The following is a 12,829-nucleotide window of genomic DNA, read 5'->3' as shown; positions in this document are numbered from 1 at the left end:
CTATTCCAATGCACCTCCGGGGGGAGAGCCATGAACAGGTTGGGACTGGCCCACAAGAGAGATCTCCAGGGCGACGGCGTCACCGGGAACAGTGGCGGCCGGGAGAGGCTGAGCGAGCTTCCTCAGCTCACCACCACCGTGCCCAGGGAGTACGTGCACCGCGCCTCGCTCGCGGAGGTGTTCCTCACCGGCTGTGTGAAGACGGGTGAGAACACCTTCGCGCTCACCGGGCAGTGGCCGCGCGCCCACACCTTTTTCAACAGCTCCGACGGCCGGAGCCACGACCCCCTGCAGGCCGGAGAAACGATCCGTCAGGTCGGCCTGTGTCTCGCCCACTCCGAGTTCGGGATCCCCCTGGGCCATCACTTCGTGATGCGGGACATATCCGTCACCGCCAGGCCGGAGCACCTCGGGATAGAGCACACGCCCAGCGACCTGACGATAGAGGCGGTGAGTGCCGTGCCACGGCGTGCCTCCGCGTTCGACGTGAGCATCACCATCCGCCGCAAGGAGCACGTCGTGGCCGTCGGCGAAGGGCATTTCACCTGCGTCTCGCCCGCCGCCTACCGCCGGCTGCGCGGCACTGTCCCCGCGAAGGTGATCGACTACCGCCCCACCGGCCTGGCGCCGTCCGACTTCGGCCGGACACTGCCCGGCGACATGGTGCTCGCCCCGGCCGGCCGGCCGGGTCTGTGGCGGCTGAACCCCGACCCCACCCACCCCGTGATGTTCGACCACGACGGCGATCACATCCCGGGCATGGTCCTGCTCGAGGCGGCACGCCAGGGCGCATGCGCCCTGCTCGGGCCGGGAACCTCCGTGCTCCCCACCACGACAGTCACCCGGTTCCAGCGGTACGTCGAGTTCGGCAGCCCCTGCTGGGTCAAGGTCGTCGCGCTGCCCGCACAGCAACCCGGCACGCTCAGCGTCCGGGTGACGGGGCAGCAGGATGGCCATGAGGTGTTCAGCATCCAGCTTTCCGGCCCCGTCGTCCCCAGCGGCCAAGGCACCCTCTGCGGCAAGGAATTACCTGCCGCATAGGCAAGGCGGCCGCGTGGCGTGAGGGCGCGGGCGGGCGTACGGGGGTGGTGGTCAGCGGCCACCGCGGCATCTTCAGGAGCCCGCACAACCTCTGGTGATCACGCGGTGACCGTTCCCGTTCCCGACGGGGTCTGGCACAGGATCCCGAATCCGGACCGGAGTGCTAGAGGTCGTTCCGGCTGAGCTTCGCGTACTCCTCCAGGTCGATGCGGCGGTCGCCGTTCTCGTCGGCCCACCGGACGATCGCCTCGGCCTGCCTGGGGGGTGATGCCGTCTGTCCGCTCGAGCGACTCCTTCAGCTCCCCGGCCGTGATGTAGCCGTCGCCGTCGGCGTCGATCTCCTGGAACTGGCTGATCTGCTCTGCGGTGGGCTGCTCATGTGTTCTCCCTGTGGGTCAGAAATGGGAAGTGATCCAGATGGACAACGAGCTACCGGATCACCGGACACGGACTGTCCGAAGACGCCGCCCCGATGCCTCCCGGCCGGCCGGCAGCCGCTGCCGCTGTCGTTGCCTCGGCCGGGCCTACCCGCGCCCGCACCCGTGTGAGGCCGACGCCGACGAGCACGACCACCATTCCCACCACGATCCGGATCGTGAGTTCCTCGTTGAGCACGATCGCCCCCAGCGCTATCGAGACCACCGGCAGCGGGTAGCCCACCGTGGCCGCGCCGGTCGCTCCTTCATCCGCGATGAGCCGGTAGTTGAGGGCAAAGGTGAAGCCGGTGCCGAAGATCCCCAGGACGACGACGGCGACCACGCCGACCGCGTTGACGTGTACCGGTTCCACGCCGCCCACGGGCAGGGCCACCGTGGACAGTGCCGTCGCGCACAGGAGCTGGGCCGCGGAGAGGGCGGTGGGAGCCGTGCCCTTCCCGGTGAGGTTGCGTCCCATGGAGGCGAAGGCGACCGCGTAGCTGGCCGCCGCGCCGAGGATGGCCGGCGCGCCCCGGCCGGCCAGTCCGCCCTGCTGCCACGGCGCGAAGATCAGCATGGTGCCCGCGAACCCCAGGAGGAGTCCGCCCAGGCGTACCGGACGGATCCCGCGTTCGGTGCCGATGGCGAGGCCGACCAGCAAGGACCACAGCGGAGTGGTCGCGTTCAGGACGCCCGCCACTGAGGAGTCGACGGTCTGCTGGCCGATGCTGAACAGGGCGAACGGCAGCGCGTTGCAGAAGAAGGCCGCCACGATCAGGTGGCCCCACGTCCCGCGGTCGCGCGGCAGGCGCTGCCCCGCCATGAAGCTCAGGCCGAGCAGGACCAGCGCGCCCAGGGCGCAGCGGGTGAGGGTGATCTGGAGGGGTGAGAGGTGGCCCGTGCCTGGAGATCGTGCTCGATGCCTGTGGGGCGGCGGGTTTCAGCCCGGACTTCGCGGTGGAGAGCGAGGACTACGCCACGGCGCAGGGTTTTGTCGCCGCGGGCCTCGGCATCAGCCTGATGCCCCTCATCGGGCTGCGCACCCGGCACCCCGGCGTTGTCGTACGCAAGGTCCGCGGCCCCGAGCCGGTCCGGGGCATCTACGCGGCAGTACGGGAAACGTCGCTGCCGCAGCCCGCGCTGCGCGGGCTGATCGACGCGCTGCGGGACGCGGCGGCGCGATAGCAGCGCTCACCGTCGCCGGAGGAACCCCGGCGAGCCGGGTGCGGGCCGGCTCAGTCCCGGACGGCCGTGGCCGCTTGACGGCCGGACACCGCGAACCATCCCGGACTCACCTCGGTCAGCAGGTCGTTGAGCCCGCTGATCGCCGCGAGAAGCTCCTCCTGCGGCGGGTCGAGGGGTGCCGGCAGGCTCTGCCCGTAGTGGCGAAGCCGCCAGAGGTCGAACACCTCCGCCCCGCCGGCGAAGTCCACGTCGACGGTGATCCCGTCCGCGTCGGTCAGCCGGCATCCGAATCCGTGTACCAGGTACTCGTAGCCTCCGGCATGACCTCTGCGGCTGATCTGCTTCGAGCGCGCGAGCCCGAGCATGTCCGCCAGCTGCTCCAGCTGGGGCAGGGCCTCCCGCAGCGTCGCGCTCGCCGCGTCCAGTGCATGGACGAAACCGAGCACCACGGCCCGTGCGGTCGGCGGTGGTGGAGCTGTCATCACACGTCCCTCCACGCACCCGGTCTGATCACCAGGCGGATTGAAAAGCCTGATACTTCCACGATGCCGGGGCGGCCCTCACGGCTGAGGGATCAAAACCGCGGGAAGCAGCGAGGCGAGCAGTTCGCTCAGGATCCGCGGCCCGTGCTGGGTGAGCACCGATTCGGGGTGGAACTGCAGCGAGCGGAACCCCGGACCGTGCAGCGCGTGAACCTCGCCCGATGGGCGGTCACGGCTGACGTGTACGGGCTGGCTCAGTCCCGTGCAGGAGACGACATCCTGTTCGCAGCGGGCGCTGTAGGCGTTGTAGAAGCCCACTCGTTCGGATCGGCCGAACAGATCGATCGGCTGCTGAACCCCCTGGTTGGGCACGGTGCGCCGGACGACCTTGAAACCGAGCTCGTCGGCGAGCACCTGATGGCCCAGGCAGATGGCCAGGAAGGGGACGGGGCCGGTGAGCAGCCGGCGGATGACCGTACGCAGTGCGCTGATCCGTGGGTCGGATGTGTCGCACGGGTCGCCGGGGCCGGGGCCGACCACGACGAAGTCGTACGCCTGCGGGGTCAGGGGGGCGTCGAACCGCGTGATCGTGGTCTGCAGCCCGAGGGCGCGCAGTTGATAGCCGAGCATCGCGGTGAAGGTGTCCTCGCCGTCGATGACGAGCACGCTCCTTCCGCGCAGTTCCGGATCCGGGTGGGACTGGTGCGCCGTGTCGAGCCAGAACCGGGACAGGGTGTTGTTGCGGGCCTTGAGTGCCTGAAGTACCCGGGTGTCGGTGGCCGACGGCGCGTGCGCTTGTTCTGCCAGGGGGGCTGTTTGTGGGCGGGCGCTGTGCTGGGCGAGCCCGATCGCTCGGAGCATGCCCGCGGCCTTGGCCCGGGTTTCGGCCACCTCGGAGTCGGGGTCCGAGTCGCGGACCAGGGTGGCGCCGACGCCCAGGCTCAGCCGGCCGTCGTCGCGGAACTCGCCGGTCCGGATCATGATCGACGAGTCGAGTGTGCGGCTGCCCCGGCCGTCGCTGCCGATGAGCGCCAGGACGCCGCCGTAGTATCTGCGGCCCGTCTCCTCATGCCGGCTGATGACCCTGAAGGCGTTCTGAAGAGGACTGCCCGTGACGGTGGGGGCGAGCAGGGATTCTCTCAGCACGTCGCGTACGTCGAGGTCGCTGCGGCCGCTCAGGAGGTATTCGGAGTGGGTCAGATGGGCCATTTCTTTGAGAAATGGGCCGTGGATCTGAACGTCCGAGGTGCACATGCGAGTCATCATTTTCAGTTCTTCATCGACCACCATATAGAGTTCATTTGCCTCCTTGCGGTCGTCCAGGAATTCCAGGAGCCCTGCTGTGTCCGGGCCGCCCGCAGGGTGCCGGTAGGTTCCGCTGACCGGGTTCATCACCACTGTGCTGTCGGCCAGGCTGATGTGGCGTTCCGGCGATGCGCCGATGAATGTTCCGGCGCCGGTGTGGAAAAGGAATGTCCAGTACGAGCCGAGCTCGCCGGTGAGAAGGCGGCGGAAGATACTGAGCTCCGTGCGGATCGAGTAATCATGCAGTCGCGCGACAAAGGAACGTCTGATGACGAAGTTGGATCCGGCGCCCTGTCCGATCTCCTCGCTCAGGACCCGCCGTACGATCCGCGCGTAGTCCTGGTCGTCGATGTCGAATCCGGCACCGGACACCCGCGCGGTCTCGTCGGGCAGACCCGCCAGGGCCTCGGCCTGCGTCAGTTCGTACTGCTCGTGGACTTGCAGGGCCAGCAGCGGAGCGTGATCGTCGCGGCAGGCGAACCCGCGCTCGACGATCTGCCGGTAGGGAACCGCCACCAGAAGGTCGTGCCTGCCACCGGTCTGTCGTGCACCGGCCGTTGGCAGATCGGGCAGCGGCAGGTCGGCGAGGCGCTCCACGCGGGAGGCCTCGCCCACCAGGACCTCTACCGGTGCTTTTGGATCCGAGCCGGGTCGGTAAAGTAAGGCGAAGTCGCGTCCGTCCGCGCCGAGACCGGCCACATCACGCGGTGAGCCGGCCGGGTTCGAGTTCGTCCAGAGCATATGAGGACCCTTTCGCGTCAGCTCGGGTTCTTCATCGATCCTGCGCCGGGTGCGTGGTTCTGAACAACTACCTGTGCGAGCAACTTCCGCGCCGCCGTAAATACGCGAACGGTGGCGTAAATCCGCTATCCGAGGCCCTCGAACCGCCCGGTCCCATGTCCTGGCACTACTCGCACGAGTAGTGGGCAGCGCGGTATTTCGCGATTAATGTCGTGCCCGGCCGACGATGCTGGAGGTGAGTTCGGCGGTGGATGTTCTCGTGCAGAAATATGGCGGTACCTCCCTGGGGACGCTCGACCGTGTTCGTCACGCTGCCCTTCGTATCGCGAAGGCGCGGCGCCGCTCGGGGGCGTTGGCCGTGGTCGTCTCCGCACGCGGAAGCAGAACCGATGATCTGCTGCGGCTTGCCGCCGACATCGGCCCGGCGTATCCCTCCCGGGAGCTGGACCAGTTGCTGGCCGTCGGCGAGGCCGAGTCGGCGGCGCTGATGGCCATCGCCCTGAACGGGCTGGGGGTGCCGGCGATCTCGCTGACGGGTCACCAGGCCGGTATACGCACGACGGAGCGGCATGGCGATGCGCTCATCTCAAGGATCGCGACAGCCCGTGTGCGTGCGGCTCTGGAGGAGGGCAGGGTCGCTGTCGTCACCGGATTCCAGGGGATCGACCAGGCCGGCGACATCGCCACGCTCGGGCGCGGCGGCTCCGACACGACGGCTGTGGCGCTGGCGGCGCGCCTTGGCGCGTCGGCGTGCGAGATCTACACCGACGTCGACGGCGTCTTCAGCGCCGATCCGCGCGTACTGCCCGCGGCTCGGTGTCTTTCGTGGGTCCAGCCGGGCGTCATGGCGGAGATGGCGTTCGCGGGCGCACGGATTCTGCATACCCGTTGCATCGAACTGGCCGCCATGGAAGGGGTCGAGGTGTGTGTTCGCAATGCGTTGTCGCAGGCACCGGGAACAACCATCGTCGAGCGGGGGGACGATGGTGCGCTGGAGACCCGGCGGGCCGTCGTGGCGGTGACCCACGACACGGACGTCGCGCGGGTGCTGGTGCACTGCCGCGGCGTCCGCCGGGATCTGGCTCCCGACGTGTTCGGGGCGCTGGCCGCCCAGGGCACGGTGGTGGACCTGGTGGCGAGGTCGGGGCCCTACGAAGACGAATTCCGCATGGGTTTCACGATCCGGCGCAGCCAGGCCGGGCAGGTGCGGGCCGCCCTGGATGAGGTGGTGGCCCCTTTCGGCGGGGGTGTGCGTTTCGACGAGAACGTCGGCAAGGTCTCGGTGGTCGGGATGGGACTGCTCAGCCGCCCGGAATACACGGCCAGGCTCATGGCGGCGCTCGCTCATGCCCGGATCCCCACGAGCTGGATCTCCACCTCCCAGTTGCGGCTGTCGGTGATCGTGCCGCTGGAGCGCACCGTGGAGACCGTCGAGACGCTGCACCGCGAGTTCCGCCTCGGCCGGCACGAGCAGTCCCCTGGCGGCGCCACGCCGCCCAGGTCCGCGACCCCCGGCCCTTCGGTCACCGTTTGAGAGGCAGGACACCATGGCTGTACACAACGCCTCGTTCGCCCGGAGCCTTCGCGTGCGACGCCTGTTCCGCCACGGCGACGGGCGCCTGCTCGTCGTACCGCTCGATCACTCGGTCAGCGACGGACCACTGGGCCGGCGCGATCTGAATTCCCTGGTCGGTGAGCTCGCCGGCACCGGTGTCGATGCCGTGGTGCTGCACAAGGGCAGTCTCCGCCATGTCGATCACGGCTCGTTCAGTGACATGTCCCTGATCGTGCATCTGAGTGCGAGCACCCGGCACGCTCCGGATCCGGACGCGAAGTATCTGGTCGCCCATGTGGAGGAGGCGCTGCGCATCGGCGCCGACGCGGTCAGCGTGCACGTCAACATCGGCTCGGACCAGGAGGTACGTCAGATCGCCGATCTGGCGGCCGTGTCGGAGGACTGCGACCGCTGGAACGTGCCGCTGCTCGCCATGGTGTACGTCCGGGGGCCGCGGATCACCGACTCGCGGGTACCGGAGCTGGTGGCGCACGCCGCGTCGCTGGCCGCCGATCTCGGCGCGGACATCGTCAAGACCGACTATGCCGGCTCGCCGGCGGACATGGCCGAGGTCGTGCGGGCCTGCCCGATACCGGTCATCGTGGCCGGCGGCCCGCGCATGGCCGACACCCACGCCGTGCTGGCCCATGTCTCCGATGCGCTGCGTGGCGGTGCCGCGGGGGTCGCCATGGGCCGCAACGTATTCCAGGCCGACCAGCCCGGCCGGACGGCGGCCTCCATCGCGCGGCTGATCCACGATTCCCTGCCCGGCGCGGACCGCGGCGCCCTGGACGGCCGACTCGCCCTGACCACCTGACTTTCGCCAAGGAGACCCATGAAACTGTGCTGGCTGGACATCCGCAACGCGGACGGAGCCAAGAAAGCCATCGTCGAGGAGGCCCTGCACCAGCGTGTGGACGCCATCGTGGCGGCGAACACGGCCGATCTGGAGCCGCTTCCCCCGACGGTGAAGAAGGTTCTCTTCCCGCAGAACCAGCCGTTGCCCGACCAGCTGGAACTCGCCGACCTGGTCATCGTCGACCCGGCCCGGCACGGGGAGCCGGCCGAGCTGGCCCTTGTCCACCCCGACGTGGAGTTCGGCCGGTTCGTGCACATCACCGACGCGGACAGCCTCGAGGACGCCTGCCGCGCGGCGCGCCTGGACCAGTGGAGTGTGCTGGCCTTCAAGGACCCCACGAAGATCCCGCTGGAAATCGTGCTGGCGGCAGCGGCCGGGGCGGACGGCAGCACCATCACCCAGGTGGCCGACGTCGAGGAAGCACAGATCGTCTTCGGCGTGCTGGAGCACGGCTCCGACGGTGTGATGCTGGCACCCGGCGCACTGGGTGAGGCCACCAGCCTGAAGAGCGCCGCGGTGGGCGGGCCGGGCGAACTGGCGCTGGTGGAGCTGGAGATCACGGGAATCCGGCGGGCCGGCATGGGAGAGCGGGCGTGCGTGGACACCTGCTCGCACTTCCGGCCCGACGAGGGCATTCTCGTCGGCTCGCACTCCACCGGCATGATCCTGTCCTGCAGCGAAACCCATCCGCTTCCCTACATGCCGACGCGGCCGTTCCGGGTGAACGCCGGGGCACTGCACTCCTACACGCTGTCGGACGCCGGGCGCACGAATTACCTCAGCGAGCTCGTCTCCGGCGGCAAGGTCCTCGCCGTCGACGCCAAGGGGCAGGCGCGTGTCGTCACGGTGGGCCGGGTCAAGATCGAGACGCGGCCGCTGCTGTCGATCGACGCGGTCTCGCCGTCGGGCGTGGACGTCAACCTCATCGTTCAGGACGACTGGCATGTACGGGTGCTGGGGCCGGGCGGCACGGTACTGAACGTCACGGAGCTGACGCCGGGCATGAAGGTGCTGGGCCATCTGCCCACCAAGCAACGCCACGTCGGGTATCCGATCGATGAGTTCTGCATCGAGAAATGAGCGGTGACCGCGCGATGAGCGCACAACCCGTTCTGGACTTCCATATGCGCCTGGCACCGCGGGCCGGGGCCCGTGAGCGGCTCCTGTCGACGCTTGAGGACTGCGGGCTTCAGCGAGCGGTGGTGTGCGCGGGCGGGACCATGGACCTCGAGGCCCTGTCCCGCCAGATCGTCGAGGGCGGGCACGTGAAGAGCGACGCCGACAACGATGCGGTGCTGGCCGCCTGCCAGGGCACCGAGGGGCGCCTGGTGCCCTTCTTCTTCGCCAACCCGCACCGGGCGCCCGGCCCCTACCGCTCCAGGGCGGCGGCGTTCCGCGGTCTGGAGATATCGCCCGCCGTGCACGGTGTCGCACTGGGCGACCCGCGCGTCGCGGCGCTCGTCGAGGTCGCGGCCGATTTCGCGCACCCGGTGTATGTGGTGTGCCTGGACCGGCGTGGCGCGGGCGTGGCCGACCTGGTCGCCCTGGCCCGCCGTTTCCCTCACGTGAGCTTCGTGCTGGGGCACAGCGGGATCGGCAACATCGACCTCTACGCCCTCACCCTGATCGAGGACGAACCCAACATGGTGCTGGAGACCTCCGGCGGCTACACCTGCGTGGCCCAGGCGGCGCTGCGTCGCCTGGGCGCCGGCCGGGTGGTCTTCGGCTCCGAGTACCCGCTCCAGCATCCGGCCGTGGAGCTGGCCAAGTTCCAGGCGCTGCGGCTGGCGGCGGCGCAGTGGCGGCAGATCGCCTGGGACAACGCCCACCGACTGCTAGGAGAGGAGAAGCAGTGAACGACTCAGGCTCCCATCTGCCTCAGCTCGGCCAGTGGCACGGACCGGAGGATCTGCACAGCCTGCAGGAGAAGCAGTTGCAGCAGACCCTCTTGTGGGCCGCGAACTCGCCGTTCTACCGGCAGCGGCTGACTGCGGGCGCACTGCCCGCGAGTGCCGCCGACCTGTCCGACCTGGCGCTGACCACCAAGCAGGACCTGCGGGACAACTATCCCTACGGCATGCTCGCGGTCCCGAAAAAACGCCTGGCCACCTACCACGAGTCCAGCGGGACCGCCGGGCGGCCCACACCGTCGTACTACACGGCGCAGGACTGGGCCGACCTGGCCGAGCGCTTCGCCCGCAAGTGGATCGGCATGAGCGACGAGGACATCTTCCTGGTGCGCACGCCGTACGCGCTGCTGCTGACGGGGCATCTGGCCCACGCCGCCGGGCGCCTGGCCGGGGCCACCGTGGTGCCCGGCGACAATCGGTCGCTGGCCATGCCCTACGCCCGCGTGGTGCGGGTCATGCACGACCTCGGAGTGACGCTGACGTGGTCGGTGCCGACCGAATGCCTCATCTGGGCCGCCGCGGCGGCTGCCGCCGGGCACCGGCCCGGCGCCGACTTCCCCCAGCTGCGGGCGCTGTTCGTCGGCGGGGAGCCGCTGACGTCCGCCCGCCGCGGCCGGATCAGCCGGCTGTGGGGCGTACCGGTGATCGAGGAGTACGGCTCCACCGAAACCGGCAGTCTGGCCGGCGAGTGCCCGAACGGCCGGATGCACCTGTGGGCCGACCGGGCGTTGTTCGAGGTGTATGACCCCAGGACCGGCAGCGTCAGCAGGGAGGGCGAGGGCCAGCTCGTGGTCACGCCGCTGTACCGCGAGGCGATGCCGCTGCTGCGCTACAACCTTGAGGACGACGTGTCGGTGTCCTACGACGACTGCGCATGCGGGTGGAACCTGCCCACGGTCCAGGTGTTCGGCAGATCGGCATTCGGCTACCGGGTCGGTTCCGCGACGATCACCCAGCACCGGCTGGAGGAACTCGTCTTTTCCCTCCCGGACTCCTACGGGGTGCTGTTCTGGCGGGCGAAGGCCGAACCGAGCGCCCTGCGCATCGAGATCGAGGTGCCCCAGGAGCACCGGGCAGCCGCCCGGGCGCAACTGACGGCTTCGGTAGGGGACACCTTCGGTGTCCCCAGCGACGTCGTCGCACTGCCCCCGGGCACTTTGATCCCGGCCGAGGCGCTGACCAGCATGCCCGACGTGGTCAAGCCGCGCAGTCTGTTCGGGCCCGGCGAGGACTGGGGCAAGGCGCTCCTCTATTACTGAACCCTCCCAGGATGAGGCCGACATGGAACAGATGAGCGTGGCCGTCATCGGGGCAGGCATCGCCGGCCTCGCGTTCGCCGCCGCCCTTGACCGGGCCGGAATCGACTTTCACGTCTATGAGCAGACCGAGCGCCTGGCCGAGGTGGGCGCCGGAGTACAGCTGGCGCCCAACGCCACCCGGCTGCTGCACCGGCTGGGCCTGCGCGAGGAACTGCGCGCCGTCGCGGTGGTGCCGCAGGCGATCGAGATGAGCCGCTGGGACGACGGGACACTGCTGCAGAGCACCACGCTCGGCGAGGTGTGCCGCGACAGGTTCGGCGCACCGTATTACACGCTGCACCGTGCCGACCTGCACAGCGCTCTGCTCTCGCTCGTCCCGCCCGGGCGGGTACACCTGGGCGCCCGCTGCGTCGCCGTGGAGCAGAGCGCCGACACGGCGCGGCTGCGTCTGTCCGACGGCAGGACGGTGGTGGCGCAGCTGGTCGTGGGCGCCGACGGCATTCACTCGGCGGTGCGGGAGCAGCTGGTGGCCGATTCGCCCCGGTACTCCGGGCAGATGATCTACCGGGGTCTGGTGGCGGCCGAACGGGTGCCCCACCTGCTTACCGGGCCGCGGGTGCGGCTGTGGCTGGGACCGGACCAGCACTGTGTGTGCTACCCGGTGTCCTCGGGCCGGCAGGTGAGTTTCGGTGCGACGGTCACCGGGTCCCACTGGCGGGAGGAGTCGTGGTCGGCGCGGGGCAGTGTGGCCGATCTGGCGGCGGCGTACGCGGGTTGGCACGAGGACGTCACCCGGCTGATCGGGGCCGCTACGTCGGTCAGCAGGTGGGCGCTGCACGATCGCGCGAGCATCGAGCGGCTCAGCTCCGGACGGGTGGCCGTCATCGGCGATGCCGCGCATCCGATGCTGCCGTTCCAGGCGCAGGGCGCGAATCAGGCGATCGAGGACGCCGTCGCGCTCGCCGTGTGTCTGGCCCAGGCGGGCCCGGCCCACCTGGGCACGGCCCTGCACCGCTATGACCGGATACGTCTTTCCCGTACCGGCCAAATCCAGGCCCAGTCCCGCCGGAACGCGAAATCCTTCCATCTGGCCGACGGTGAGGTGCAGCGGCGCCGTGACGCCGCTGCCCGTACCTCAACGGGCCTTGACCAGCACCAGTGGCTGTTCGGCTACGACGCCGAGCAGGCCGCCGTGGAGTCGGCCACCGCCGTCCGGAGCATCGAGTCACCGAGAAGCGGGAGATCATGATGGAACTGTCCGGAATCGAGTCGCAGGTCGCGCTGGTCACCGGCGCGGCGCAAGGCATCGGCGCGGCGGTCGCCGGTGCGCTGGCGGGCGCCGGAGCCCATGTCGCGGCGGTGGACCGCAACGCTGAGGCGCTCGCCGGTGTGGTGGCCAAACTCGGGGCCGAGGGCCAGTCGGTCCGCGGCTACCCCCTCGACATTCGCGACAGCCAGGCGGTGGACGCGCTCGTTCACCGCATCGAGGACGAGCAGGGCCCCATCGGCATCCTGGTCAACGCGGCGGGTGTCCTGCACACGGCCAAGGTGGTCGAGCTGTCGGACCGGCACTGGGGCGAGGCGCTGTCGGTCAACGCGGGCGGCGTGTTCAACCTCTGCCGTGCGGTGGCCCGCCGGATGATCCCCCGCCGTCGCGGCACGATCGTGACCGTGGCCTCCAACGCCGCCGGCGTACCGCGTATGGAGATGGCCGCCTACGCCGCGTCCAAGGCGGCGTCCGCCCAGTTCACCCGGTGTCTGGGCCTGGAACTCGCCGAGTACGGCATCCGGTGCAACATCGTCTCGCCCGGCTCGACCGACACACCCATGCTGCGCTCGATGCACGGCGATCACTTCGATCCGGCCTTCGCGATAGAGGGCTCGCCGGCCGAGTACCGCGTCGGCATTCCGCTGAGGAAGCTGGCCCGGCCCCGGGACGTGGCCGAGGCCGTCGCGTTCCTCGTATCCGATCAGTCCGGTCATATCACCATGCATGACCTGTATGTCGACGGCGGCGCCGCCCTGCACGTATGACGCCGTCACAGGACGCCGATCACAGAAGGTCTCAGCAGCGCA

At 69.6% G+C, this 12,829-nt stretch carries 12 protein-coding genes and 1 pseudogene; 9 read left to right on the top strand and 4 right to left on the bottom strand.

Features of this window, described 5'->3' with window-relative positions; translation table 11 throughout:
- Window positions 1-30 precede the first annotated feature (30 nt).
- The gene (locus ACIHCQ_RS17945; RefSeq protein ID WP_399662985.1) at window positions 31-1,041 is read left to right on the top strand and encodes a ScbA/BarX family gamma-butyrolactone biosynthesis protein; all 1,011 of its coding nucleotides are present in this window, start codon (window positions 31-33) and stop codon (window positions 1,039-1,041) included.
- A 98-nt stretch (window positions 1,042-1,139) separates the two neighbouring features.
- Here the strand turns inward: ACIHCQ_RS17945 and ACIHCQ_RS17940 are convergent, their stop codons facing one another.
- Together ACIHCQ_RS17940 and ACIHCQ_RS17935 are read right to left on the bottom strand one after the other, a co-directional pair.
- Entirely contained in the window at window positions 1,140-1,397 is a 258-nt protein-coding gene (locus ACIHCQ_RS17940) for a hypothetical protein (RefSeq protein WP_399663096.1), read from the bottom strand.
- 73 nt (window positions 1,398-1,470) lie between these two features.
- Complete coding sequence (locus ACIHCQ_RS17935) at window positions 1,471-2,298, bottom strand: DMT family transporter (protein ID WP_399663094.1); 828 nt, start codon at window positions 2,296-2,298, stop codon at window positions 1,471-1,473.
- A 53-nt stretch (window positions 2,299-2,351) separates the two neighbouring features.
- Here ACIHCQ_RS17935 and ACIHCQ_RS17930 point away from each other — a divergent pair.
- A pseudogene (locus tag ACIHCQ_RS17930) lies at window positions 2,352-2,642 on the top strand (LysR substrate-binding domain-containing protein); the annotation flags it as partial.
- A 50-nt stretch (window positions 2,643-2,692) separates the two neighbouring features.
- On the opposite strand, the gene ACIHCQ_RS17925 reads toward ACIHCQ_RS17930, so the two are convergent.
- Window positions 2,693-3,124, bottom strand: coding sequence for a DUF6896 domain-containing protein (locus ACIHCQ_RS17925; protein WP_399662983.1), 432 nt, complete (start codon window positions 3,122-3,124; stop codon window positions 2,693-2,695).
- Between the two features lie 78 nt (window positions 3,125-3,202).
- Window positions 3,203-5,170, bottom strand: a complete 1,968-nt coding sequence (locus ACIHCQ_RS17920) for an anthranilate synthase family protein (protein ID WP_399662981.1) — start codon at window positions 5,168-5,170, stop codon at window positions 3,203-3,205.
- A gap of 235 nt (window positions 5,171-5,405) precedes the next feature.
- Between ACIHCQ_RS17920 and ACIHCQ_RS17915 the strand changes: the two genes are divergently transcribed.
- The 7 genes from ACIHCQ_RS17915 to ACIHCQ_RS17885 are packed head-to-tail and all read left to right on the top strand — an operon-like array spanning window position 5,406 to window position 12,787.
- Complete coding sequence (locus ACIHCQ_RS17915; RefSeq protein ID WP_399662979.1) at window positions 5,406-6,704, top strand: aspartate kinase; 1,299 nt, start codon at window positions 5,406-5,408, stop codon at window positions 6,702-6,704.
- Window positions 6,705-6,717: 13 nt separating this feature from the next.
- Window positions 6,718-7,542 (top strand): 2-amino-3,7-dideoxy-D-threo-hept-6-ulosonate synthase, encoded by an 825-nt coding sequence (locus ACIHCQ_RS17910; RefSeq protein ID WP_399662977.1) that lies wholly within the window; start codon window positions 6,718-6,720, stop codon window positions 7,540-7,542.
- An 18-nt stretch (window positions 7,543-7,560) separates the two neighbouring features.
- Window positions 7,561-8,664 carry a 3-dehydroquinate synthase II family protein gene (locus ACIHCQ_RS17905; protein ID WP_399662975.1) on the top strand — a complete coding sequence of 368 codons (1,104 nt, stop codon included), beginning with the start codon at window positions 7,561-7,563 and terminating at the stop codon, window positions 8,662-8,664.
- 14 nt (window positions 8,665-8,678) lie between these two features.
- A complete protein-coding gene (locus ACIHCQ_RS17900; RefSeq protein ID WP_399662973.1) occupies window positions 8,679-9,440 on the top strand; it encodes an amidohydrolase family protein in 762 nt (253 codons plus the stop codon).
- A complete protein-coding gene (locus tag ACIHCQ_RS17895) occupies window positions 9,437-10,753 on the top strand; it encodes a phenylacetate--CoA ligase family protein (RefSeq protein ID WP_399662971.1) in 1,317 nt (438 codons plus the stop codon). Before ACIHCQ_RS17900 ends, ACIHCQ_RS17895 begins: the two co-directional genes overlap by 4 nt.
- A gap of 22 nt (window positions 10,754-10,775) precedes the next feature.
- Window positions 10,776-12,002 carry an FAD-dependent monooxygenase gene (locus tag ACIHCQ_RS17890; RefSeq protein WP_399662969.1) on the top strand — a complete coding sequence of 409 codons (1,227 nt, stop codon included), beginning with the start codon at window positions 10,776-10,778 and terminating at the stop codon, window positions 12,000-12,002.
- Window positions 12,002-12,787 carry a 2,3-dihydro-2,3-dihydroxybenzoate dehydrogenase gene (locus ACIHCQ_RS17885; RefSeq protein ID WP_399663092.1) on the top strand — a complete coding sequence of 262 codons (786 nt, stop codon included), beginning with the start codon at window positions 12,002-12,004 and terminating at the stop codon, window positions 12,785-12,787. The genes ACIHCQ_RS17890 and ACIHCQ_RS17885 overlap by 1 nt, the downstream gene beginning before the upstream one ends.
- Window positions 12,788-12,829 lie beyond the last annotated feature (42 nt).

The sequence above is a fragment of the Streptomyces sp. NPDC052236 genome (assembly GCF_044548015.1).
Classification (GTDB): Bacteria; Actinomycetota; Actinomycetes; order Streptomycetales; family Streptomycetaceae; genus Streptomyces.
This window is presented reverse-complemented; position numbering and strand designations above follow the sequence as displayed.

What these genes read in the sequence shown, in the direction of transcription:
- ACIHCQ_RS17945 (WP_399662985.1), top strand. Translation starts at nt 31, where the DNA reads ATGAACAGGTTGGGACTGGCCCACAAGAGAGATCTCCAGGGCGACGGC.
- ACIHCQ_RS17925 (WP_399662983.1), bottom strand. Translation starts at nt 3,124, where the DNA reads ATGACAGCTCCACCACCGCCGACCGCACGGGCCGTGGTGCTCGGTTTC.
- ACIHCQ_RS17920 (WP_399662981.1), bottom strand. Translation starts at nt 5,170, where the DNA reads ATGCTCTGGACGAACTCGAACCCGGCCGGCTCACCGCGTGATGTGGCC.
- ACIHCQ_RS17910 (WP_399662977.1), top strand. Translation starts at nt 6,718, where the DNA reads ATGGCTGTACACAACGCCTCGTTCGCCCGGAGCCTTCGCGTGCGACGC.
- ACIHCQ_RS17905 (WP_399662975.1), top strand. Translation starts at nt 7,561, where the DNA reads ATGAAACTGTGCTGGCTGGACATCCGCAACGCGGACGGAGCCAAGAAA.
- ACIHCQ_RS17900 (WP_399662973.1), top strand. Translation starts at nt 8,679, where the DNA reads ATGAGCGCACAACCCGTTCTGGACTTCCATATGCGCCTGGCACCGCGG.
- ACIHCQ_RS17890 (WP_399662969.1), top strand. Translation starts at nt 10,776, where the DNA reads ATGGAACAGATGAGCGTGGCCGTCATCGGGGCAGGCATCGCCGGCCTC.
- ACIHCQ_RS17885 (WP_399663092.1), top strand. Translation starts at nt 12,002, where the DNA reads ATGGAACTGTCCGGAATCGAGTCGCAGGTCGCGCTGGTCACCGGCGCG.